At 39.9% G+C, this 26,201-nt stretch carries 16 protein-coding genes; 5 read left to right on the top strand and 11 right to left on the bottom strand.

Features of this window, described 5'->3' with window-relative positions; translation table 11 throughout:
- Positions 1–6 precede the first annotated feature (6 nt).
- The 10 genes from eboC to ACNURT_RS16170 all read right to left on the bottom strand — a co-directional run bounded on the left by eboC (position 7) and on the right by ACNURT_RS16170 (position 13,414).
- Positions 7–864 (bottom strand): UbiA-like protein EboC, encoded by an 858-nt coding sequence (eboC, locus tag ACNURT_RS16215; RefSeq protein WP_419698585.1) that lies wholly within the window; start codon positions 862–864, stop codon positions 7–9.
- A 34-nt stretch (positions 865–898) separates the two neighbouring features.
- The gene (locus tag ACNURT_RS16210) at positions 899–1,804 is read right to left on the bottom strand and encodes a TatD family hydrolase (RefSeq protein ID WP_419698584.1); all 906 of its coding nucleotides are present in this window, start codon (positions 1,802–1,804) and stop codon (positions 899–901) included.
- Positions 1,805–1,895: 91 nt separating this feature from the next.
- Positions 1,896–2,705 carry an EboA domain-containing protein gene (locus ACNURT_RS16205; RefSeq protein WP_419698583.1) on the bottom strand — a complete coding sequence of 270 codons (810 nt, stop codon included), beginning with the start codon at positions 2,703–2,705 and terminating at the stop codon, positions 1,896–1,898.
- Positions 2,706–2,783: 78 nt separating this feature from the next.
- Complete coding sequence (locus ACNURT_RS16200) at positions 2,784–3,149, bottom strand: transmembrane 220 family protein (RefSeq protein ID WP_419698582.1); 366 nt, start codon at positions 3,147–3,149, stop codon at positions 2,784–2,786.
- A 256-nt stretch (positions 3,150–3,405) separates the two neighbouring features.
- Positions 3,406–4,611, bottom strand: a complete 1,206-nt coding sequence (locus tag ACNURT_RS16195) for a DUF4998 domain-containing protein (RefSeq protein WP_419698581.1) — start codon at positions 4,609–4,611, stop codon at positions 3,406–3,408.
- 52 nt (positions 4,612–4,663) lie between these two features.
- Positions 4,664–5,893 carry a DUF5000 domain-containing lipoprotein gene (locus ACNURT_RS16190; protein ID WP_419698580.1) on the bottom strand — a complete coding sequence of 410 codons (1,230 nt, stop codon included), beginning with the start codon at positions 5,891–5,893 and terminating at the stop codon, positions 4,664–4,666.
- A gap of 39 nt (positions 5,894–5,932) precedes the next feature.
- Positions 5,933–7,858, bottom strand: coding sequence for a RagB/SusD family nutrient uptake outer membrane protein (locus ACNURT_RS16185; RefSeq protein WP_419698579.1), 1,926 nt, complete (start codon positions 7,856–7,858; stop codon positions 5,933–5,935).
- Positions 7,859–7,885: 27 nt separating this feature from the next.
- Complete coding sequence (locus tag ACNURT_RS16180) at positions 7,886–11,359, bottom strand: SusC/RagA family TonB-linked outer membrane protein (protein ID WP_419698578.1); 3,474 nt, start codon at positions 11,357–11,359, stop codon at positions 7,886–7,888.
- A gap of 229 nt (positions 11,360–11,588) precedes the next feature.
- A complete protein-coding gene (locus ACNURT_RS16175; RefSeq protein WP_419698577.1) occupies positions 11,589–12,728 on the bottom strand; it encodes a FecR family protein in 1,140 nt (379 codons plus the stop codon).
- Between the two features lie 98 nt (positions 12,729–12,826).
- Positions 12,827–13,414 carry an RNA polymerase sigma-70 factor gene (locus tag ACNURT_RS16170; protein ID WP_419698576.1) on the bottom strand — a complete coding sequence of 196 codons (588 nt, stop codon included), beginning with the start codon at positions 13,412–13,414 and terminating at the stop codon, positions 12,827–12,829.
- Between the two features lie 383 nt (positions 13,415–13,797).
- Here ACNURT_RS16170 and ACNURT_RS16165 point away from each other — a divergent pair, with 383 nt between their 5' ends.
- Positions 13,798–14,775 carry an efflux RND transporter permease subunit gene (locus tag ACNURT_RS16165; protein WP_419702132.1) on the top strand — a complete coding sequence of 326 codons (978 nt, stop codon included), beginning with the start codon at positions 13,798–13,800 and terminating at the stop codon, positions 14,773–14,775.
- A gap of 108 nt (positions 14,776–14,883) precedes the next feature.
- Here the strand turns inward: ACNURT_RS16165 and ACNURT_RS16160 are convergent, their stop codons facing one another.
- Positions 14,884–15,357, bottom strand: a complete 474-nt coding sequence (locus ACNURT_RS16160) for a YybH family protein (RefSeq protein ID WP_419698575.1) — start codon at positions 15,355–15,357, stop codon at positions 14,884–14,886.
- A gap of 106 nt (positions 15,358–15,463) precedes the next feature.
- Between ACNURT_RS16160 and ACNURT_RS16155 the strand changes: the two genes are divergently transcribed.
- The 4 genes from ACNURT_RS16155 to ACNURT_RS16140 all read left to right on the top strand — a co-directional run bounded on the left by ACNURT_RS16155 (position 15,464) and on the right by ACNURT_RS16140 (position 26,198).
- On the top strand, positions 15,464–16,237 hold the full coding sequence (locus ACNURT_RS16155; RefSeq protein ID WP_419698574.1) for a helix-turn-helix domain-containing protein: 774 nt from the start codon (positions 15,464–15,466) through the stop codon (positions 16,235–16,237).
- A gap of 393 nt (positions 16,238–16,630) precedes the next feature.
- Positions 16,631–20,842 (top strand): two-component regulator propeller domain-containing protein, encoded by a 4,212-nt coding sequence (locus ACNURT_RS16150; protein ID WP_419698573.1) that lies wholly within the window; start codon positions 16,631–16,633, stop codon positions 20,840–20,842.
- A gap of 600 nt (positions 20,843–21,442) precedes the next feature.
- Positions 21,443–24,577, top strand: a complete 3,135-nt coding sequence (locus ACNURT_RS16145) for a SusC/RagA family TonB-linked outer membrane protein (RefSeq protein ID WP_419698572.1) — start codon at positions 21,443–21,445, stop codon at positions 24,575–24,577.
- Positions 24,578–24,608: 31 nt separating this feature from the next.
- Positions 24,609–26,198 (top strand): RagB/SusD family nutrient uptake outer membrane protein, encoded by a 1,590-nt coding sequence (locus ACNURT_RS16140; RefSeq protein ID WP_419698571.1) that lies wholly within the window; start codon positions 24,609–24,611, stop codon positions 26,196–26,198.
- The last annotated feature ends 3 nt before the right edge of the window (positions 26,199–26,201 follow it).

Genomic DNA, 26,201 nt, shown 5'->3' with positions numbered 1-26,201 from the left:
ATGAAATCAGGTAACAGCAAAAATTTTGGACAACCATATAGATACCGGCAATAAGGCGGCGATACCTAAAGCCGGGTAAATAGAGCTGAAGGTAACTGCCCAGGCCGCATCCATCAAAATTAATGATATAACTCCCGCTTTAACTGCAGCGCCGATATTTTTGCCGATCGGTTGTTGTATAGCCTTAGTCAATGGCTTAAATATCATCCATGCAAATGGCAACAGAAAAATAAGCGACCATAACCATTGCTGGTTGATAAAGGAAAAATATAGAATGGAACCTATAACTATGGCGTATAGGCCGGCTGCTATATATAGGTTTTTTTGATTGCCGCCATGTACTTCACCCCGGCTTGTCATGGTGATAGAAAATATGTAAATAACCGGTATGCAGGCAAGCCAATAATGGGTATAGAGCATGGCTGGGATTATACTAATACCCAGTAATAGATTCAAGCCCCGGCAGATTCCCATGTTTAAGGGGCCAAAAAAGGAGTGATGCTTACCCGCTTTATTGTACAATAAAGCGAAAAACGCGATTGCTAAAGCAAATAATCCCGATGTTAGGCTATGCAAAGCTGCCAGGATCACGCCTGTTAAAAGCAATATTGCGCCCAATAGCGATGCTTCGGTTAAGGTAACTAATCCACTTGGTATAGCACGTTCAGGACGCTCCACGCGATCTAAATCGGCATCAAAAACATCGTTAAAAACTATCCCGCCGCCGTATAAACAAGCTGTTGAACAACATAATAATATTATGGAAAGCCAATGGCCTGTAACGGCGGCTGTAAACACACCGGCAATGGCAATACCTGCTAATACATCGGCCACGGAGGTAACGATATTAGCAGGCCTCATCATTCGTAAATAAATGAATAACTTTTTCACTATGACTTTAGCTGATAATAATGGAAGATTTATCAATACGCGGTTGCTGCCCCCCACGTAAAATCGTATTGCCCTCAAATTTCTCGGTTTGATCGATGTTCTTTGGAGTCGCGAAATCGGCTTCATCAATCTGGCCGCTTTGTGCAAATGCCGTTATGGCATTGCGATAAGTTATCAACTCAATGTCCGCATCGTTCAAGCCGCGAATTTTCATCAATGCGGCAGTTTTAGGAACCGCCAGTGGGTCACTGATACCCCAATCGGCAGCTGAGTTGATCATGATACGCTCGGGTCCATATTGTGCAGCAATGTCAACCATACGTTCATTACCCATTTTTGTGAATGGATAGATAGTAAAAGCAGCCCAAAAACCCCTGTCAAGCACTTCTTTAACGGTTTCCTCATTGTTATGATCAACAATCACTTTATATGGATCAAGACCATGCTCCAAAGCAATATCCATACTGCGTTGGGTACCTCTTTTTTTATCGCGATGCGGAGTATGAATTTGCACGGGCAAACCGGCTTCTTTGGCCAGCTCCAATTGCAGGCGGTAATATTTCTCTTCAGCGACTGTTTTGTCATCAAAACCTATTTCGCCGATACCAACCACGCCATCTTTGTAAACAAACAAAGGTAAAAGCTCCATCACCTGTTCGGCTAAAGGTTCGTTATTGGCTTCGCGTGAATTCAATCCAATTGTACAGTAATGCTTTATACCAAACTGAGATGAACGAAACCTCTCCCAACCAATGAGGCTGCTATAATAATCTCTAAAGCTATCCAAACCAGTACGTGGCTGACCCAGCCAAAACGCAGGTTCAATAAGCGCCACAACACCGGCATCGGCCATGGCCTGGTAGTCATCTGTAGTACGGGAGGTCATGTGAACATGGGGATCAAAAAACTTCATCCCTTTTATTGAACTTAAATCAAATGCTTCAAGAGTTTTTCTTTCCTCCTTATCTTTTTCTATCGAATGGCTGCAACACATAATTATATTTTTAATTTATAGATACCTTATCCCAATTTAATGCTTTATCACTTACTATCGACTTTAATTCAGGAATATTACTTAACCATTGCTTTGCAGGCTCAAAGCCGGATTCTGAAATAGCCAGCGCTATCGCTTCTTTTTCGGCCATATCATCATGAGTAAGACCAATTTTGATGTCTTCAAAAATTTTATTATCAATAAATCCTGCCACCAATCTCCATAATGTAGGGTTTACCTTACGGCCGGCCGCCCATCGTTCCCGGGCATAATCACTAAGTATTTGTGCCAGCTCTTTGTTAGCCCTTTCATCCAGACCAATTATTAGCGGTACACTTTTTTCGGTAAAAAAAGCTTTTAATATCAGTTGATTCCAGGCTGCCTGATCCAGGTATACCGATGGATACGGATTGTTATACATAATGGCCTCTAAAACGGAGCCAATATTACTTCGGATACCTTCGGCGCATCTTTTTATCCATATCTCAGGGTAAGCCAAAAAAGGTAACGCGGAATATAATGCCACCGATTCATTCATTTCTGCTGATAAAAACAAACTATCAATGGTTTGATAATATTTGTCCTTATCTGTAGTGTCCCATTGCAAAAGCAACCATACCCGGCATAGCCTGTCAATAGTCCAGTTTTTGAATGGATCTATAGTTACGTCTACAGCTGATTTTCCTGTTTTTCGCGGAATGATCATAAACGCTGTATTGAGCGCGGAATAATCATTTGGCAGCTTCTTGAACTGTTGAAGCCACATCCAGGTATCGGGCGAAACATTATCTTTAATAATACCTGCCATAGTGGCTTCCATCTTTGTTATATCATAAATAGACATAAAAAATCAAATCATGAGGTGAGTAATGAAGTATTACGGATATGCATGAAATACTCACGTGGCAAAATAATTGATCAGCAATGCAGCTGAAATGATCAATAAACCAAAAAATTCGCGCGTTTGCTCGATGTAAGGTTTGGTGGCCTGCATGCTTTCAACCAGGCTTGGCTTCTTATATTTTGTAATCCAGTCACGTACACCATCCTTAGCAAAAAACAGGATTATCGCATAAATTAAATAAAAAGCCACCAATAGAAGCCATATGGCATGATAATATTTACCAAAGACAACCAGTCCGCAGCTAATAGAAGCACTCAGATAGATCGGCACCCAAAGCCATGGATCAACATCATTTAAATTGAGGTAGGCAAATACCAAAAATGATAAACAAAAAATAATGTTTAGGATAATTAGGATCATAAAATTTTGAATTAATTATGGTATGCAATTACGATCTGATAACCATATATCCAAAACGTTATGATATCTGGTTTGTTATCGATTGCGGTGGCTAATATGAGGGTAAAAATTCTTAAAAGAAAATTTCAATTTTTTTACTTGCAATCATGAGTGATTTTGCCTGAGTTTAAGGTGGAAAATATAACTGCGGATGCTTTTTCAAAACATAAGAGGGCCTTTACATATATAAAGGCCCTCTTATGTTTTGATCAATGTTTTATTGCAGATTCCAGAGCGTGAGCTCACTGATATTGCTATAGTTTTCGCCGCTTGTATTGGTTTTAACCCTTATCCGGATGTAACGTACCGGCGGCGGGTTACCGATGAAATCAAACTTCATGGCTTGTTTACCATCATCGGTACGTACGCACTCTTTGAGCAGTGTCCATCCTTTGGCTTTCATTTCAGCCGTCCATCCCGGATCTGTACCCGGTAAGGTTGTAGCAGCGTTGCTGATGTCGGCTATACCCCATACTTCAAAATCAAGAGGATTATGTGACTGATCGCGACCGGTTTCCTCAATACGCGCCAGGTAATTATATACCGCGCCCAGGTCAAATGTAAAATGATGCGGCAACTTCGATTCATTGGAGTGGAAAATATTAGGGTATGATTGAGGACCTACACTGCCATCCCATAGTTTTTCAAAACTTGTCCCAAAGTCGGCATGTACATCATTTGGCAGCGATATGGATTTGAATAGCGACTTATTGCATTGCACATACTGCAGCACGATATCCGGAAAATCATCAAACCTATTCACCACAAACGTATCGATAGCGGCGCGTTCCGGAATATAATATGACTGGTATTGAATTTTGGTACCCTGTTTATAGTTGGGCAGCGTAATAGAGCTACTATCGGGTAAAAGGGTTTTCTCAATTGTGGCATTCGAACTATCGGTATACCTGATCACCGTTTTAATATTGATAGTATCCGGTGTAGTAAAATTCAGGGTAACCGATCCGTTTGGGTTGTTTCTATACGGGTTTGCTCCACTGTAGGCCCTGTTGAGTAAGGTGCCGGCATAAACAGGACCGTAAACCTTTATATTATTTACCTCAAAAGGAATTGATTTATTGCCTTTTGCATCAAAAGAGTATATGGTGAACGTGTAAACAAACTCCTTGAGCCCTGTAATAGTGGTTCTTACACTATCTGTTTTAGTAGAAATTTTAACTATTTGAGAGTCGGCTTTGTTATTCCAGTATATTACATATTTAACTATACTCGGATCTGAGCTTGATTTCCATTTAAGGCCTATCCGCAGATTGCCGGGCTGAGTAACTACTGCCTTTACCGCACCGGTATAAATAACTTCCTGATTGCCCAGCAAATTTTTAAAGTCTGTTTGTGTTTTATTACAACCGTACATTGTGATTAATAACATACAGCCAAACAGCATATATAGAAGATTTTTCATGTTCTTATTTTAATAAGTAATTAATTCATTCCTGTTTTTATAAACCGGAGCATTATTCCGGTTTACCATAAAATGATACTTCAATTATATGTGCAAGGGTACCACCCGACCATGTTTTTGCTATAGAGATACGTAAGTATTTAACCGAAGGTGCATTAAATGGGATATTGAACTCTGCGCCCTGATTAAAGAAATCTTTATCGCTTTGGTTAATAGCTGTTGGCGGCAAACCTGACGGCGGTGTCGGCCAGTGATAATTACCCAGATTTGTCCAGTCGCCTATAACTGTTCCTTCAGGAGCAGTAATTGGTAATGCAGCGTCGGCGGGTAACGTTTTATTAGATCCCCAAATACTAAAATCACGTGGATTACCATGCCCGTATTCAAAACCTTTGCGCCCCCACATTTTAAAGCGACTTAATTTATAAGTTTTACCCACACTAAAAGTACATGTAAAAGGAGGCGTTGAATTTGAATTGGTATGCCATCCCGGGTCATCTGTGCTACCATCCCATAATTTGTTTACTGTCCAGCCTCCGCCCTCATAAAGCTCATCATCACTTGGCAGAGTATAGGTTGCAAATTGGCTTTTATCCAGTAACTCTTCATATAAGGGAGTCAAATTCTTTTTCAAAGTATCTGAAATATTTCCCCATTCATCGGTTATATACACTCCAAAATCCCTTGAAGTTGATTTAAAGCCCCTTATAGAAAAATCAATGGTATCACCTTTAGTAAAATGCTGCTCCTCTACTTCCATTGACTTTGTTACATCATTAAAAGCGGTAACAATTACACCAATATCTCTTTTCAGGGGATTCAATGCTTTTACATTAACACCACCAAAATCGGCCGATATAGCCGCGCTCGGCCTCACCAATTGATAAACAGGAGTTTTAGGGCGTACGGTAACGGTAACCGGATCGGACATTACTTCGGCCTTGCTAACCGCGTACAGGGTAACCTGGTAATCCTTTGATTCAGCAAAACCGTTCACTTCCACAGTATCTTTATAGTATGATGATTTGGTTTCTCTGGCAACCTTATCTCTTATGCTATATTTGGCTAATACATACAGCAGATTATCTGAACTGGGAAGCGTATATGTGATGTATGAGCCCCCATTAAAATTATCCACTTTAATATTGGTAACTACCCCGGGTTTGGTTTTATCTGTCGAGATCGGGCTTGTACTAAAACCATCATTCCGTTTGCAGGAAATTATACCTATCAATAACAAACCCAGAAAGAGCTGCAATGAATATTTATTTATATTTTTCATAATTTTTCAATTATTTCTTAAAATCCTTTAGTTATACAGTTACCAGTTTGGATTTTGAACAAGATTATTATTAATTATCAGGTTATCAGCCCTTATTGGCCATATGTAGTTCCTGTTATTGAAAACTGGCGTTACAATGGTGCGCGCACGATAATAATTCACAAATGATTCTTCAAAAACGTTCCACCCTTGCAGTGGTCTGGTCATTACATCTTGTAATTCCTTCCAGCGGCGCAGATCCCATCCGGCTTGTGCTTCAAAAGCCAGTTCAATCCGTCGTTCCTGGTGTATTATTTGACGTAAACCATCCTTTGTTGTAAACTTGGTTGGGGTTTTCGAATAGTTTGTCCACGCTTCAACAACACCTGGTAAACCGGCCCTGGTTCTAACCTTATCAATGTAGGGTATAGCTTCTGCAGATGATTTTCCCTGCTCATTTAAGATTTCGGCATACAATAAGTACATGCCCGCGAGTCTTATTACCGGCAGGTGAAAATCTTCCCAAGTCATGGTTTTATCATAAACTGTTAAATAGTTAACGAGTTTTTTGGGCCAGTAACCAGTTACATTTAGCCGTATGTTATCTTTAGGCCCCGCAAATGATGACGGACCTTTACCTGCTACATATAAGGCGTTTTCACCATCTCCTAAAACTCCATTACCATACCATACGCCACCATCAAAGGCTAAATCGGCATAAAATCTGGGTTCACGGTTAAAATGCGCCTTTACAGTTTCGTAACCGTTGTGGATATAAAATCTATTGGCATCGTCGCCGGTTTGTTTAGCATATCGATTAGTATAATCCCATGTTTTATCTTCATTAATGGGTACTCCGTTATTAGTATAAAACAATTCCTGCTGGCTTATTGGAGCTGCAATTGTTCCCTGGGCTATTAAATTACCTGCAGCTCCGGCGGTTAACCTTGGCATAAAATATTCCTGATTCCCAAATCCAAAATGTCCGTTTAAGGCCCATATTAGTTCCGGATTTGTTTCCCATTTATCGGTAATGGTAGTTTGCAGGTTTAATACCTTCTTTAATGAATCGGTAAGGCTTGCGGGAATGTTTGCTGTAAGATCGCTTTGCACATGCAGCCTGTTCCCGTTTGCTTCGGCGCTTTTAATGGCATCAAAACATGCGATAGCTGCTCTGTCCCATTTGGTAGCATCATAGGTCCCATTAAAAAGTGCCTGACCATCTTTGTTCCTTAATGATGCCAGGTCGGGGTTTCCATTAAATAGGGGACTTGCTGCAGTTGCCAGCACTTCAGCCTTTACACACAAAGCAATTGTTTTTGTTATCCGGCCCAATTCCTCCGTCTGGTTCTGAATAACCGGAGGCAGGCCAGGTATAGCCTGATCCAGCAATTTAACTATGTAATTTACTACGGAATCTGCGGGTGCTCTTTTTACTTTTGTTTCTTCTGTAGTGGCGGTAATGGGCAGGTTTACGTCAACTATAGGTATAGGGCCATACATCCTAAAGAGGTAGTAATTATAATAAGCTTTCAAAAATTTTGTTTCAGCTATCCATCTTTCCTTTTCGGCCGCGCTCAGATCAATAGGCTTATCAATATTTTCGAGCATGGTATTACATTTTCTGATAGCCACAAACAATGCCTGGCCACTATTCTGTCCATCCCAATAATTAAGGGCAGGATTTTGGGCGCTTTGAGTTCCGCGTATCAGGTTAAAACCTATTGTGTTAACACTATTGTTATCCTGAAGATCATTAGGAAAAAGAGTTTCGCCCGAGGTTACAAAACCTACATTGGATTGTACGTTAGCAAAGTTTTGCAGTGCATTGTAACATCCAAAAAGATAATTTTCGGCCTCGTTACGATTTCTGAAGGCATAATCAATAGTGCCAACATTATCAGGGACAACATCAAGGTACTTTTTACATGATACACCGGTAATTGTCAAGGCTACCATGAATAAATATTTGTAATATGATTTCATATTCTTAAACTATTTGTCAGTTAATAATTACAGGTTAACATTTATACCTATGTTAAATACCTTTTGTATAGGATAGTTAAACCCTCTGCCGCCCAGTTCCGGGTCCCACATTTTAAAGGGGCTCCAGGTAAGCAGATTTAAACCATTAAAGTATATACGGGTCTTTTTTACTCCTAAGCTTTTAGCAATTTTAGCCGGTAGAGTATATCCTAACTCGGCCGATTTAAGCCTCAGAAAACTACCGTCGCGCATCCACCAGGTACTGTTTTGCCTGTTGTTTTCTATTTGAGCGCCGTTAATACCCAATCGAGGGTATAAAGCATATAAATTCTGGTTATCTTCTGACCAATGGTTATCGGCATAAGCCTTCAATAATTGTGTATTACCGTTATAATAATTGTCAGGACTTTGAATAAAAGGGCTTGTACGGGCAGGGTCAATAAAGAAAGAAACCTTTGCCTGTCCCTGGAAAAATGCCGAAAGATCAAAGCCGCGCCAGCCGCCACTTACACCAAAACCATAAACTATTTGAGGGATGCTTGGATCGCCCAGGAATGTTTGATCGGCGCCATCTATTTTGCCATCGCCATTAAGGTCACGATATTTAATATCGCCCCCTTGAGGCGGGAAGCCATTTGTACTAAAAATTTGCGTTGGTGAGTTTCGGGCTTCCTCATCATCAACAAATAGGCGTTCGGCTACATAACCAAAATTGCGATTGAGCGGTTGCCCGGTTAAAAGCCGGTATTTTTCATTGTAACTCGGTTCTTCATACTGAACATACTTGTTCGCGGTGTAAGTAAAATTCGCCCTTGCCGATAAAAAACCATCCTTACCGATACTTCGTTTACCATCGATCTGGATATCAATACCTTTCGACTCTACTTTGCCGATGTTTGCAGCTATGGCTGCTTCCAACCCCATGGTTGAAGGTATGTTGTTCCGGTTTTGCAGTACATCATATTTATTGTTTTTGTAAACTTCGGCAGTTACATTGAAGTTTTTAAGAACGGTAAATTCTACACCCAGGTTAAGTTGTTTAGATTTTTCCCAGGTTACATCATCATTTTCATAGTTATTGATACTAACACCGCCATGGCTATAACTATTATTGGTACCGAAGGAGGCACCGCCACCACCATTCAAATTCACATCAGACAAGTAGAAGAATCTGCGGTTGCTGATCTGGTCATTACCTACTAAACCGTAACTGGCGCGCAGTTTAAAACGGTCAAACACATTATACAGATCTCCCCAGAATTTCTCCTCGGATAGGACCCATGACGCGCCGATAGTTGGGAAAAAACCCAGTCTGTGGTTATCAGAAAACCGCTCAGAACCGTTATAACCAAAGTTAAACTCCAGAAAATATTTACTTTTAAACGCGTAAGTGGCCCGGCCGGCAAGCGTTTGATTACGGTATGGTAATGAATACTGTAATGTATATTGTTGAAGATCAGGGTCTTTGTTGTTGGAGTATACTTGCTGTTGGCGAGTGCCAATTAAAGCGCCGCTTATGGAATGGTTAGTACCAAAGGTTCTACTGTACTCCAATACCCCTTGCAGATAAAGCTGCGTTTGCAGATTATCAGATCCGGTATCGCGGTTATAGTTAAGATATTCCTGGGCCTGTCCGGGCTGGGAATTTATCCATTGTAAGGTATACTGATTTGATGCCTTATCATAATTGCCCACCGTATAATAAAAAGGGTTATAGGCCATACTTGATTCAAAGTAGGCATAACGGTTTGTACTAAAAATGGCGTGAAAATTTAAACCCTGGGTTACAAATTCTAAATTTTGATTTAGCTCCAATTGGGCAAGCAATCTCGATTCGTTGGAGTTTTTATGCCCCCGTAACAGATCGGCATACGGATTACGTGTTTGTGTTGTGTTGGGACTTGTTCCGGGCACATTACCGAAGAGGATATGTTTAACATTCAGATTCGCAGAATCCGGCTCATAATAAGCCGGAAATAGAACCGGACTGGTATGCGTTGCCTCATTATAAAGATCGGTTGAAAAGCCTCCATCAGCACTTTGCGGTCCGTTATATTGGTTAAATGTGCCCGACAGACGAACAACAAGCTCTGTTTTATCACTTACATTGATATTTATATTTGAACGCAGCTGATAATTGGTAAACTTAACGTTGTTGTTATTATTATTCCTGATGTCCGTTCTTAAGATACCGTTATCATTGCTGTATGAACCGGCAACATAATAGCGCGCAGCTCCGCCGCCGCCTTGTATGCTCATGTCTGCGCGCTGGGTATTGGTATGATTCTTAAATAACAAACCAAGCCAGTCTACAGCAGGGTAAACATAAGAATTGCTTCCCGGATCGCCCCTCATAGCAGCTTCTGTATTGGCTATTTTATTAGCTGTAAAAGGACGTTCGGCCAATGGATTACGGGTAATGGTAGCCTCATTATAAAGTTTCATGTAAGTTATAGGATCGGCAAGCTCAATACTTTTTACAGATTGAGATCTGGCGTTTTCGACCCTCACATTAATTTGTGCTTTGCCGACCTTACCTTCTTTTGTTTTAACCAGGATAACACCGTTACCTCCCCGGGCTCCATATAAAGCGGTAGCACTCGCGTCTTTTAATATCGAAAAGCTTTCTATATCATCTACATTTAAACGCGCCAGGTCATTTGCGGTTAACTCCACGTTATCAATCAATATTAAAGGGCTTTGCCTGTAACCAAATGTAGTTACCCCCCTGATAAAGAATTGCGCGTTATCCTGTCCTGGTTGTCCGCTTGGCGTGTAGGCAATAACACCTGCAACCTGTCCCGCCAACGCATTGGTAAGGTTACTTGCCGGTATTTTTAAATTGGCGGGTTTTACCGTAGTAACAGATCCCACTATGGCTTCACGTGTCTGTTTTCTGTTGTAGGCTGTTACAACCACTTCATCTGCAGTTTGCACGTCTTCTTCCAGTGTAATATTAAATGTTTTGGTTTGGGGTGTTACTGTTAGTGTTTGTGATTTAAAGCCTACAAAAGTTAATTTAATTATAGCATTGTCTTTCACATCTAAAATAAATTTACCGTTAACATCCGTTACCGTTCCCAGCTTGGAGTTACCCACAACAGCAACACTCACACCCGGCAGGGGCACACCCTTGCTATCCTTAACAGATCCAGTAATAGTTACATCGGCTATAATTAGAGCCGGTGTAACAGTGGGTTTTGTTACAGTGACCTCTTTAATGATGATGGATTTACCATCAATAATATAAGAGAGCCGGAAAGTTTTAAGGGCTATGTTCAAGACCTCTTCAAGAGAGGTACTTTTAAAGTCAACACTCAGTGTATAGTTCTTTTGAGGCCCTTTAGGCGACCAGAATACATTATACCCGGTTTGCCGGTTAATTTCACTAAAAAGCCGTTTTAGTGTAACGTCGTTTTGTTTGTAAGTTATTTTTTGCGAAAAGACCGATGCGCTAACCTGCATAAATGCAAGCAGGAGTATAAGGCTCGTTAGTTTCATTATTAGAAGGAATTTCTTGGTGTAGCACGAATGCGTACAAATGTTTGTAGTAAAATTTTTGTACATTTGTTTAGGCTGGTTAATGTTAAAATTGTTATCTCCAATAGCATTTTAGTTTAATAAGCTTTAAGGTCAGAGACATCGCGAGTGTCTCTGATCCTGCTTTTAAACTATTTTCTTTTTGTCAGCTTGAATCTTTCATTTTCTTCTCGGTTTAAATTAAATCAGGTTATAATTTGGTTTGTTTATTTTTGGTAATTCTAATGGAGGAGCCCTCAATAATGAACTTGACATCAGTTATTTGCTCTATCTTTTTCAATAAGATGGATATATCGGAAAAGCGGGCGGTAACTCCAACTAATGGTTCCTTTTTAACGCTTTCGTCATCATATATAATTTTTACATCATACCACCTTGCTATTTGCCGCATAACGATTTCCAGATCATCATCAAATCTGAAGAAGCCGTTTTTCCAGTCTATAGCATCACGAGGATCAACTTCTGATACCTTGAGTGTGCCTGTGAGGTCAGCTTCCTGACCAGGTTTTAGCGTCGTATTTTTATCTCCAGCAGTAATTTTAACTGCACCTTCTAATAAAGTAGTTTTGGTATCAAGCTCATCGGGATAGGCATTTACGTTAAAATGAGTGCCCAATACTTCAACCAATTGTTTATCGGTTACTACCCTAAATGGGATGTTTTTGTTATGCGCCACCTCGAAATAGGCTTCGCCGCTTAATTCAACTTTTCTTTCTTTGGCTGAAGTAAAACTTACTGGATATTTTAAGGAAGATGCAGCATTAAGCCACACCCGGGTTCCATCGGGCAAAAGCAACTGATATTGCCCTCCTTTAGGTGTTTCTATGGTATTGTATTGGGATGAGCCATCGGTAGGTGTGGCAGGATTGTCATTATACACTAATTGCCCATCAGTAGTTTTGATCACCTGACTTCCTTCTTGTTGTGCTATCTTACCATTCTTGACATCGGCTAAGAATATTTTTTTTCCATTAGCTAACACCAAAAAAGCCTTGTTACTGCCAGGTTTAATTTGCTGGTTAAGTGTGATGATGGAATTTGTGATTTGCCTGCGTTTGCCAGCAAAAAAAAAGGCGCCAACAGATAAAATCATTAATATGGAAGCTGCAACTGCCCAATTTTTATAGCGGAAGGATCTGGATTTTGGAAAGCCGATCTCACTCAGGAGCCGTGTTAGTATTTCTTCGTGAACACTATCTTCATCCTCCGGAAATTCAGATGCTTCGCTTGAAACTTTATTGTACCAATTAGTTAAAGCTTGCTTCTCTGAAGCAGTGGCCCGGCCTTCCTGGTGCTTTTGTATTAAGTTATAAATGGTTTGGCGGTTCAATTGGTATTGCGCTTTATAATGGTATGTTACATGAAAAACGTTTTACCCTATATCCATTTTAAAATAAATTTTTATTCAAAAGCTACCATTGATTGATTTTAAAAGATAGATCGGTATAGTTGGAAAGATATCAGTATTAATCCACCATATTTCTTAAGACCTCCCCGGATAATCTTAAGGGCACGGGTAAGATTGGCCTCAACACCTTTTTCGGTAATTTGCATCTCAGTTGCGATCTCTGAGTTTTTCATGCCATTTTCACGGCTGTACCTGAAAACCATACGACATTTTTCCGGAAGTTCCTCTACTATGCTGTCGATATACTGTTGTAGAAAACGGGCATCCAGCTTATCTTCTGTATAGGCCATAGTTTCAAAATCCAAATGCTGCTGCACAAGTTCACCGCGGCGTTGTTCTTTATGATAATAATGATAAATACTTAATTTGATGGAGCCTGCAAGAAAGGCCGGTAAATTCCTAATTTCAGCTTGATTACACTTTTCCCACAGTGAAATAAATACATCATGAACAATATCTTTAGCAACCGCGCTGTCTTTACTATGATTCCACGCAATAGCCAGCATTTGCTTCCAGTACCGGTTATAAATTTCGGTAAATGCAGCCTGTTCACCTTTTTTTAAATGAAAGGTAAGTAACTCATCAGTATAATGGCTATAATCCGACATATGGAGAGGGGCCCTAAGCTTGAAGTATCAATAGTAAAATTAATAGTCACAGGATGACGTTACGCAGATCATTCGAATAAGCCACACTCAAAATTTGAAGTAAAATTTTTTCCATATTTTAATTTAAAATAAAACATTATACTATAAACATGCGCAGCATCAATTCTAAATTATATTCTGAATAATTTTTGTTCAGGTAATATATTAAAATTTCAAATCAATAGAAAAGCTATTGATAATGAATAAACTGTTTTTGTTTACAACAGATGAAATTGGTTATAATTGAACAAGTCAGGATAGCTAAGGTAGTAAAATTCAGGAAATCTTAGTCGATTTTTAAAGGGTGGTAATCAATCGGAATGGAATCCCTTTAATACGGGTATATAAACAACCCGGTAAGCTTATTAAAAGGCGATATACGTATAGCGGTAAATAAAGAAAAGGCACAGCAATTAGGCGTAAACTCTTTAGCTGTTGATCAAATTGCAAGATTAGCAGTTACCGGTTTGGATATGGGGACTTATTACAATAATGATAATAAATACGGTTATACCGTTTTACTCACCCGTATAAAGGAAGGTCGCCCAAGTATTGATGCCTTCAGGAATTTATATGTAAATAATGCTCAGGGAAACGCGTTGCCCCTGAAACAGGTAGCAGATCTGCAATTGGAAGCCTCACCGGCCGTTATTAATCATCAGGAAAAAAAACGGGTTGTATCTGTACAAGCCAACGTGCAGAAAAGCTTTTTAGTTAGCCGTGTAATTGATGATGTAACTCAAAAAATGGATAAATTAAAACTCCCTTCTGGCTACAGCTATGAAATGGGCGGTGAAGTAGAATCAAAAAACAATTCTTTTGGTGGTTTTATGAGTATTATCCTGGTTACGGTATTTGTATTTATCGCAGTCCTTGTTTTGTTATTTAAAACATTTAAAAGTACATTGATCATCCTTTCTGTAATACCATTAGGTGTGGTAGGAGCTGCAGTCGCACTTTGGGCTACAGGTAATTCTTTGTCATTTGTAGCTATCATCGGATTAATCGCACTAGCAGGGATCGAAGTGAAGAATACGATCTTGCTGGTAGATTTTACCAACCAGTTAAGACAACAAGGTAAGGGCCTGCAAGATGCTATCCGCGAAGCTGGAGAGGTACGGTTTTTACCAATTGTATTGACATCTTTAACCGCGATAGGTGGGTTGATTCCGATCGCAATCTCTACTAATCCTTTAATATCGCCACTGGCAATAGTGCTTATTGGAGGATTGATAAGTTCCACATTGTTATCTCGAATTGTAACACCGATTGTTTATGAATTGATCCCACCGGCAATAGAAGGCGATAAAGCAAATGAGTAAATCCAAAAGAAATTATAAGGGGACCATAGCCATCGCTATGGTCCCCTTATAATCATTTAACCTAACAAACATTACATCACAGCAAGATTTAGTTAGGGAGTTTTTGTTTTACTTTTGAGTACGGTTACTGCTGAATGAGTCGCGGAACATTTTCCAGCCATTTTTGGTTTTTTTCCAAAGAACTAAGAATTTGCCATCGTCAAATACTTTTCCATGAGCATCAAAAGACTGCCAAAGTCCCTCTTCGGTAACATACTCCCGGCCATCTCCGTAAATATTTTTGGTGATGAACTTACCTCCTTTAAGACCATATTTTTCATACCCATCCTTAAAAAAATTTGCCATTTCAGCATGGCTACATAGGACAGGAGAGTTAGGTGGCAGCAAGCAAGCATCATCTGCATAATGATTAAGAATAGATCCGTCATTTTTTGCAATTGCGATAAAATAGGTAGCATTACTCGCGGCAATTTCTTTTTTAGCTTCCGCTAAAAATGTATTTTCCTTATCAGATTGAGCGTTTACAATAAAATGCCCTAATACCAGGAAGAAAACCAGCAGCGTTTTTTTGCAATTTTCCATATTGATAAATTTTAAGTTGTTTTTAACAAAAGTAAAACCCTGATTACAAGAAAAATTGTAAAAGAACGAACAAATGATATATTTCATAATATCATTATCTTTATTTATGAGAGATCGGGTATTTTTTCCATCAGATATTTTAAAACCTTTTGTAAAGAATTACTGGACATGCCGTCATGATGCGGATGTCATGGAGGTTATGTATCCGAGTGGCTGTATAGAACTCTGTATAGACATTTCCTCTAATGATACTATTAGACACCGTGGAAATAATTCAATGAAAGTGCCTGATTTGGAAGTTTTAGGACATTGGACAATTCCTACCATGGCGGCTCTTAAGAAAGGTAATACGTGTATTATAACACGATTCCAGCCATATGCCAGTTCGCTTTTCTTTCCAAATCCGGCTTCCGATTTTACTAACGAGTCGATTGATCTCTGTAACATTTTCTACAAAGAATCTGATGATTTTTATAATCGCTTAATGGAACAACGCTCTATAGAACACAAAGTAGCAGTTTTGGAAACATTTTTAATTCAGCGGCTGATTAATAATAAAAAAAATAATCGCCAATTGAAATTAGTAGAGCATTTGTGCAGCTACGTTTCTAATACAGATAGTTTTCACATACAAAACTTGTCGGCGTACTATGGTTTTTCTGAACGGTATATTCAGAAACTTTTTATGGATTGGATTGGCATAACTCCCCAAAAGTTTTTTTCTGTACATCGGTTTAATAGAAGCCTTGAGTTATTACGCTCATCCCAGGCATCGCTGACTTCAATAGCTTTTGAATGCGGATATTATGATCAGGCGCACTTTATTAAGGAATTTAAATCATATACCGGTTTAACGCCCTCTCAGGTGAAAAAACTTTAGAATAATTCTGTATTCCATCAGAAAAGCGGGCAGGATTTGGGTACAATGAAAGAATCAGGCAGTACTACGAATTCAAATCCAATAACTGCTAGGATACAGAGGATAAAAAATGGAGACTAAGGTGTGCCACCGCTTTTTTTTAAACCGGATGATCGGGATAGCCTGCTAAATGACAACCTGTAACAAGCTTTATTTCACTGTAAGTTCGGGCATGAGTACCATAGTATTGGCGACTTATTAATTTCAGGGTAGATTATTTATATTTCGGTGATCAGATAAAGGAATTGCCATTTTATCTCGTTAATTGCGAATTTATTTTACTTTTATGCTATCTTAGTGTACCGGCCTGCTAAAGGCCAGGTTCCCAATTTCAAAGATCTCAACTAAATTTTAATGCGTGTAAAAGTTTATATTGTCGTTTCAGTGTTGTTTTTTGCTTACACAAACAATTTTGCGCAAAATCGCCAGTATCAGTTTTCACGACTTAATATAAGCAACGGGCTATCACACAACCAGGTTAATTGCATATTTAAAGATCGCAAAGGCTTCATGTGGTTCGGCACGGCTTCTGGCCTTAACCGTTATGACGGTTATACTTTTAAAGTATTCAAGCACGACGTAAATAATGAAAATTCCATTAGTGAGGATTACATAGTTAATATTGGGGAAGGGCCCGACAAAAAATTATGGATAACAACCCCTGCTGGATATTCTTTTTATGACCCCGAAACGGAGCAGTTTAACAATGATGTATCGTCAGTACTTTATTCTTTCAAGCTTCCGGGGTTTCCGTCCATTAGAAAAATACTTAATAACGGGAAAGGCGACTTTTGGTTTTTGTGCCCTAATTCGGGCCTTTACAGGTATAATGAACTAAAAAGAACTGCCACGCGTTATTATCATCACCATACTTCCAACCCGTCATTATATTCAAATTTTGTTACAGACATCGTGCAGGATACAACCGGCAATATATGGCTTGCTTATAACGACGGCGTAGTAGAGCTATTTGATGTAAAACGCAATGCAATTACGTACCATACCGATATTTTTAAAAAAGCTGCTAATAATAAAGACAGGGACTACTCGATAACTATCGATAGTGAAGGCGATCTCTGGGTGTTTAACCCCAATATGGATTCCGGCATTTATTATTACAGCCGTCGTACCGGACGGTTTCGGTACATCACAAAAGAATCGTCAGAAACACCGCTTACCTCAAACAACATCACTAATATTATTCAGGCCGACGACGGCCTTATATGGATCTCCACTGATCATGGCGGCATAAACTTATTGGATAAAAAAAGCGGAAAAATTACTTACTTATTAAATAGGGAAGATGACGCAAAATCATTGGGACAGAACACTGTTGCGCTTTATAAAGACAATAAAGGCATTATGTGGGCTCGCACGCTTAGAGAGGGGGTAAGTTATTATCATAAAAATATTATCAGGTTCCCGTTGTACAGACACTTCGCCTCAGATTCCCTGAGTCTTAATTTTGAAGATGTTAATAAATTTGCTGAGGATAAAAAAGGTAATTTATGGATTGGGACCAATGGAGGTGGTTTAATTTATTTTGATCGCAAAACAGGCAAGTTTACCCAGTATAAACACGATCCGGGAAACCCCAATAGCCTCAGCAGTGATATTATTGTAAGCTTATGTATCGACCATGACCAGCAACTATGGATTGGTACGTATTTTGGCGGCCTGGATCATTTCGACGGAAGAAAATTTATTCATTACAAACATAATGAAAAGGTGCCCACGAGCATTGCTGATGACCGGGTATGGAATATTCTGGAAGATTCATCGAACCGGTTATGGATAGGCACTTTTGCCGCGGGTTTGCAAATATTTGACAGAAACAAAAAAATATTTTCCCCTCCCTTGAAGCAAACAGATATAAGGTCGTCTTATATATCCACACTCTTTGAGGACACAAAAGGTAATCTCTGGGTAGGAGGATACCTTGGGATAGATAAAATATTAAAAAATGGGCGTAGCGTTATACATTATAATAAAAAGAAGAACGACCCTAACGGTTTGATCAATGATGATATCCATAATATTACGCAGGACAGCCGCGGCCTGATGTGGATAGCGACAAGGGACGGATTGAGCATATTGAACCCCGAAACTAATCGTTTTATCTCGCTGAAGAAAAAGGACGGGTTGCCCGACAACCAGATTTTGAATGTATTGGAAGATAACAGGGGGACCATGTGGCTAAGTACATCAAAAGGACTGGGCCGGGTAACATTGACACCAGGCAATGGCACTTATAAGTTCCAATTTGAAAGCTTTGATGAAACAGATGGCCTGCAAGGCAGAGAGTTCACGGTAAATGCAGCTTTAAAAACCAGTAAAGGGGAATTAGTATTTGGCGGTTCGCACGGCTTCAATATTTTCGACCCACAGAGTATACATCCGAATATAGATGAGCCTAAATTAATTTTCACCGATTTTCAGCTATTCAACAAAAGTATAGCAGCCAATGAAGAAGTTGACGGCCATGTCGTATTATCTAAAGCAATTTCGGCCACACAGGAAATAACGCTGAATCACAGCGAAAATGTATTCACCATTGAATTTGCCGGCTTAAATTTCTTTAACCCCAATAAAATAACGCATCAGTATATGATGGAAGGTTTTGATAAAGGGTGGCTTACTGCAAATAACGCTACCCGGAAAGCAACCTATACCAACCTTGATGGAGGCGATTATACTTTTAAGGTACGGGCTATTAACCAGGAGGGAAAATGGAAACCCAGCTATATAAAATTAAAAATTAAGGTATTGCCCCCGTTCTGGAAATCTACTTTAGCTTATGTTATTTACCTGTTGCTGATAACCGGGATTCTCTTTTTTATACGACGGCGCGGAATACAAAAAATAAGAAGACAATTCATTGCCGAGAAAGAAAAATTTATAGCAGAGAAAGAAAAACAGGAAGCAAAATTGATAATTGAACAGGAGCGGCAGGAGATTAAGCGAATGCAAGATCTTGATCAACTGAAAACTAAATTTTTGACCAACGTAAGTCACGAGTTCAGGACTCCGATTTCGCTGATCATGGCACCGGTTGAAAAAATGCTTACCCAAGCTGATCAGGAACAGAAACAACAGTTGGGCATGATTGGAAAAAACGCCAGGCGATTGTTGAACATGGTAAACCAGTTGCTTGATTTTAGGAAGATGGAAGTTCAGGAGTTGAAACTGCATAACCTGCCCGGAGATATTGTGAAGTTCATCAACGAGATATACCTTTCATTTACTGATATCGCTGAACAAAAAGAGATTAATTTTATTTTTGATACCACGATTGATTCGTTGTTTACTGATTTTGACCATGATAAGATAGAAAGGATATTGTTTAACCTGCTATCAAATGCCTTTAAATTTACACTTCCCGGCGGCCAGGTAAGCGTTTTGCTTAATGTAGATCGCGAAATAGGTGACGCCCCGCTTGAAATTAAGGTGATTGATACCGGTATTGGTATTCCGCATGAAAAACAAGGTAAAATTTTCGAACGTTTTTTTCAACACGATATTCCGGAGTCAATGATTAATCAGGGCAGCGGCATCGGCCTGGCAATTACACATGAGTTTGTGAAGATGCACGGAGGTGAAATAGCTGTTGAGAGTGAGCCTGATCACGGAAGTTGTTTTATCATTAAATTGCCGTTTGTTATCTATAACAATCGGAATATTGACCTGCCATCAGACAATGACATTGATTGCAATAGCGCAAACGAAATTACTCCTAATGAGGGTAAAATTATCGTCAAACAGCCGCTATCAAATAAAAGGCAGGTAGTTCTTTTAGTAGAGGATAACGATGACTTTCGCTTTTACCTGAAAGACAATTTAAAAGATTCATTTTTTTTAATCGAAGCTTCGAACGGGAGGGAAGGCTGGCAAAAGGCGTTATCGCAACACCCTGATATCATTGTAAGTGATATCAGCATGCCTGAAATGACAGGAATTGAATTGTGCAAAAAACTAAAGAATGACAAACGTACCTCGCACATTCCCGTTGTACTGTTAACCGCGTTAACGGGTGACGAAGACCAGATAAAAGGCCTTGAAATTGGCGCGAATGATTACATGACAAAACCATTTAATTTTGAAATATTGCTTTCAAAAATCAAAAATATCTTAACCCTTCGAGACACCTATAAACGCACGTACAAAAAACAGATAGATGTGCAATTGCAGGAAACTCCTTTACAAAATGAAGATGAAAAACTATTAAGGTGTATTGTTGAATATATAGAATTCAATATAACGAACGAAAGCCTTTCGGTAAATGAATTAAGCCGCAAGATGAATATGAGCCGGGTATCGCTTTATAAAAAAGTTTTAATGCTTACGGGAAAGTCGCCTGTTGACTTTATCCGTTCTATAAGACTAAAAAAAGCCGTGTATTTGCTTGAAACCAGCCAAATGACAATCAGTCAGATTGGCTACGAAGTTGGCTTTAATTCGCCCAAATATTTTACAAAAGCATTTAAGGATGAGTATAACATCCCTCCTTCCACCTATGTCAGTTCAATTCGCCAACAGAAACTGGAAGAAAAGAACAGTCAAATTTAGCCAATTATTGCCAGCCCCTTCTTGTCCGCGTTACGACAGCCAATTAGTCCAGATTTGTTGTCACTGAAGTCAAAATTTTGTGAAAAAATAAAAAAATCATGAAGCGGGGTGCTTTTTAACGATTTAAAGTATTGATTTTGAGATTATTGTAAAGTAGTTAACATTTTGGGTTGTATTCATTATCAAATTCGGTATTCCTTTCTTTTTAACAATCATAGTTTCATTCCCCAGAATATAAGTTCAAAGTAATGTGTTTAAAGATGTTGCTTTTAAACAATGTTCCACCAATAACCAATTGGACCAACAGTTAACTTTTTTGAATTAATAAACATGTGTCTGACTGCAACTGAAGTTTTTTAACTGATTGTTCGGGCAGTCGTTTCATGTGAAGAAACTAACAGTAAATAGTTTCCAAAGGTTGTTTTGGGTATTAGGCTATCTGAAAAGATATGATAACAAAATAAATTATGAATGAAATAAAAACCAATTAATTACTAACCAAACCAATGAACCAATTATCAAACCTTAAAATCCTTTTAAAAGATGGATAAAAATTTACAAAGAAGAGTGAAATATCAGATTTCATTATTTATCACGGGCATGTTTCTTTATTTTTCTGCCCATGCGCAAACCGTAAATATTACGGGCAAAATAACAAGCGCCGACGATGGTGCGCCAATACCCGGAGCAAGCATTAAAATTAAAGGGACGGGCCTCGGGTCTATATCCAGTATTGACGGTAGTTATTCTATAGCGGCTGAACCTGGCAAGGTGCTGGTTTTTAACTTTTTAGGCTATTCTCCGCAGGAAATAACTGTTAAGCAAGCTGGCGCAATTAATGTTACCCTCAAATCAACATCCAGCAACTTAGACGAGGTTGTTGTTGTTGGTTTTGCTAAGCGAGCAAGAAAAGACCTTACAGGGGCAATAAGTTCCATCTCGGGTAGCGAATTGCGCAAAACCCAACCCACCACGTTTGATCAGGCCCTGCAGGGTAAAGTTGCAGGTGTAGTGGTCCAGCAGGTATCGGGTCAGCCCGGTGGCGGCGTATCTATCCAGATACGTGGTGTATCTTCAATAAGCGGTTCAAATTCGCCATTGTACGTCATAGATGGTATCATTATTCCACCGGTTGGTGATCCCGGTAGCGGTTCTAATCCATTAAATGCTATCAATCCTGCTGAAATAGAATCGATAGATGTATTGAAAGATGCTTCGGCAACAGCCATATACGGTTCGCAGGCAACCAATGGCGTAGTTGTTATCACTACAAAAAGGGGCAAAGCCGGAGCGCCGCAGATAACTTATGATTTTTATACAGGTTATCAGGAAATACTAAAGCGGATGCCTGTGGTGAATTTGCAGCAGTTTGCTACTATCATTAATGCCCGGGGCATTGTCTGGGGCTTTGATACCAGGCCCCAATTTGTCAACCCTCAATACCTGGGCACAGGTACCGACTGGCAAAAAGAATTATTCCGGAAGGCTCCGATGATGAATCATACGCTTACGGTAAGCGGCGGAGATGCCAGAACGCAGTATTTACTATCAACCTCGTATTTTGACCAGGAAGGGATAGCCCTTGGATCTGATTTTAAAAGATACTCGGTAAGGCTGAATTTAGATAACAAAACCACTAATTGGCTAAAAATAGGGACCAGCCTTCAGTTGGCGCATGTTAATGAAAGTGTAAATTCAACCTCCGGTAATGTAATTGCCACCGCGCTAAGCATTAGCCCTGATGTTGTGGTAAAAAATCCTGATGGTTCCTACGGCGGCGTTACCGACCCCGCCGGTTGGGTAGCGCCTGTTGCCAACCCGGTGGCATTAGCCCAAATTGTAAAAGACCAGAGAAAGAATAATCAGATATTCGGCAATGTGTACGCCGAAATACAGTTTACCAGAGATCTAAACCTGCGAAGCGAACTATCTGGTAATTTCGATTTTAATACGGAAAATAGGTATTCACCAACTTATAGTTTTGGCAAAAGTAGTATCAGCCGTAATTTCGGTTCCTCAAATGCCGGTCAAAATTTTTATATAGCAATACGCAATTTTTTAACTTATAACCATAATTTCAAAAAACTTCATATTGATGCCTTAGCGGGGCATGAATCGCAGGAGAGAACTTTTGAATATCTTTACGGCGCGCGAAGGAATTTTGCTTCAGACAATGTGCAGGCCATTAATGGCGGGGATGCCAGCACGGCCACAAACTCGGGCGATAATTCACAATCAACCCCCACTGGCGGCAATGCACAGGAATCCTGGTTCGGCCGTCTCAATTTTTCCTGGGATGACAGATACCTGATCACCGGGAATGTAAGGAACGATGGTTCTTCAAATTTCCCCACCAATAATCGTTGGGTTACTACCTATTCAGGTGGCTTTGCCTGGAAAATTAATAACGAGGCGTTTTTAAAAGGCGTAAAATCTATAAATGAATTGAAGCTGAGGCTTGGTTATGGGCTAACTAATAATCAAGGCATACCGGGCAATACTTTTGTAACCCAACTCATATCGGTGCCTAACAGTCTGTCAGGTACAGCGCAGTTTCAAAACAATTTGGCAAACGCAGCCGTGAAGTGGGAAAAAACTGATTATTATAATGCCGGGATCGATGGATCGTTCTGGAACGGGCGGTTAGGTTTTTCATTAGACGTTTACGACCGCGAAACACACGGCCTTTTATTACAGGTACCGCTTCCAGAATACTCTGGTACTGTGGCGGGTTGGGGGCCGGGGGCCATGCAAGCGCCTTTTGCCAACGTCGGCTCGCTAAGCAACAAAGGGGTCGACTTCCAAATCAACTCTACCAATATTATTTCTAAAAATTTCAGCTGGAAATCTACTTTTACCATATCGCGAAATAAAAATAAAGTGACCAGTTTAGGTGCTGGTGGAGACATGGCTAACTTAAGCCAAAAATCTTATACAATTAATGATATAATCGAAAAAACAGTGGTGGGCCAACCTATTGGCGAATTTTACGGCTATGTATTTGATGGGATATTTTCAAAGCCAAGTGATTTTCAAAACCATGCCCGGCCTGCTGATCCCAATGGTAACCCTTATCCGGTTTCTTCGGCAGGTGGTGGTATTTGGTACGGCGACCGTATGTTCAAGGATTTGAACGGCGACGGTGTTATCGACTCAAAAGATCAAACCTTTTTGGGCTCCCCAATCCCGAAATTCCAGTATGGTATCAATAATACATTTGACTACAAAAATTTTGACCTGAATATTTTCTTCAGCGGCAGTTATGGCAACAAAGTATTCAATCAAATAGCTATACAGCAAACCGATCCGGGAAATCATGCCACTTTTTTCACATCGGTACTAAATTATGCCAAATTGGCTCTGGTAGATCCCAAAGGCTCTGCAACCGATGTTAACAATGTATATGTAACCAATCCAAACACTACTGTTTTTGGGTTGAGAAATGATAATACCAATACCAATAACCGGCCTAATAGTTTAATGATCGAGGATGGTTCATTCCTGCGGTGCAAAAATATCACCTTAGGTTACCGCTTGCCAGAAAGCCTTTTATCAAAAATAGCTGTGCGGTCTGTTAGGGTATATGTCAATGTATCCAACGCATTTATAATTACAAAATATAAAGGCATGGATCCTGAGATAGGTTCGTGGAACCCGCTTCAGGCAGGTTGGGACAGCGGTTATTACCCACAGCCAAGAGTATTCACTTTTGGTGCAAACATAGCCTTGAAATAATAAAACGATTATCGATTTAAAATATTTGTTTATGAAATCAATTCACAAAATTATCACCATCCTGCTATGTGTTGCCGCAATAGCCGGATGTAAAAAGAGTTTTTTGGACCGTCCGTCCAATTCACAGATCAGTTCTAATAATTTTTACAAAACCACTTCCGAATTACGGCTGGCTACGGCAAGCCTGTACGCCGGTTCGCAGTGGTTTCAATGGAACACACAGGGCTACATACCACTTGGCGACGTATTGGCGGGTACCGCCAGCTTTCCGTATAATGGCGATTTGGTACAGCTTTTTACACGCACTATTACCGCCCAAAATGGCCTTGTGACAAATGGTTGGGTTGGGTTGTATAATGTTATAGCGCAATGTAATACGGTTATCAGTGCCATACAGCAACAGGCATCTTCATCCATTTCGGCAACAGACAAAAATGCTGCCATAGCTGAGGCAAAATTTATTCGTGCCGTGGCTTATTATCACCTGGCGGTGTATTGGGGGGCTGTGCCAATTATTGAAGACAACAGCAAACTGTTAAAAGACCCGCTGCTTCCTCGTAATATTGTTTCGGATGTGTATAAATTTGTTACTAAAGACCTGACTTACGCAACGCAATATCTTCCCAAAACAGATGAAAAAGGCCGGGTAACTACCTGGTCGGCGCAGGGAATGCTGGGCAAAGTATATTTGACGATGGCAGGTTTAGGCAAAAGCGGTTCGCGTGACCAGGCTTTGCTGGATAGTGCCAAAAAATATGCGGGCAATGTGTGTAAAAATAGCGGGCTAAATTTGTTTCCCAGCTATTATGATCTTTTCAAGGTGCAAAACAATGATAGCCCTGAATCATTGTTCGCGCTCCAGTGGGCCGGAGGCGTGGGTTATGGTATTGGCAATGCCCTGCAACAATATTTTGCGCCAGATGGTAAAGTTACTCCTCAACAACAAGGTGGATGGGAGGGCATAGCGCCAAGCTATGATTTATACCAGATGTATTCTGCTAAGGATACGGTAAGGCGTAAAGCCACTATTGTGCTTACCGGAGATTTTTATCCCGAATTGAATGCTGCCGGTGGTGGTTATACGGCAAAAAATACAGGCCTGAAAAAACACATTGTTGGCACCGAAAAAGATAACAACTTGCCAACAATGGATTCTTGGTCATCTCCCGAACATAATGCAATTCTTAGATTGGCCGATGTGTATTTGGTATATGCCGAAGCTATTTTGGGTAACGATGGTACTACAAGTAATGGTGATGCTCTAAAGTATTTCAATGCTGTGCGGGCAAGGGCCGGCGTGGATATTGTGACTGCAATAACCCCAACTTTACTACGCACGGAAAGAAGAGTTGAACTTGCTTTTGAAGGACAATATTGGATAGACCTGGTTAGGTATTCTTATTACGATCCGACTAACGCTGTGAAGTTTCTTAATGATCAGGATCTTAATCACGGTCGGATTTCGTTTACTTATGATCCTAAAACAAAGATAGCCAGAAGGGATACTATTGCTCCGCCAGTTACGCTTCCGGCAACTATCGCTTCATTTACGTTGCCAATTCCCTCATCTGAGTTGACCACCGACCCTAAATTGGCACAGCCGCCGGTACCCTATTATTAATTA

Origin of the sequence: Mucilaginibacter sp. NFX135 (assembly GCF_048565145.1) — a bacterium.
In the GTDB taxonomy this organism is placed as follows: domain Bacteria; phylum Bacteroidota; class Bacteroidia; order Sphingobacteriales; family Sphingobacteriaceae; genus Mucilaginibacter.
The sequence above is the reverse complement of the archived record's forward strand: the minus strand, read 5'-3'. Positions and strand labels throughout refer to the sequence as shown.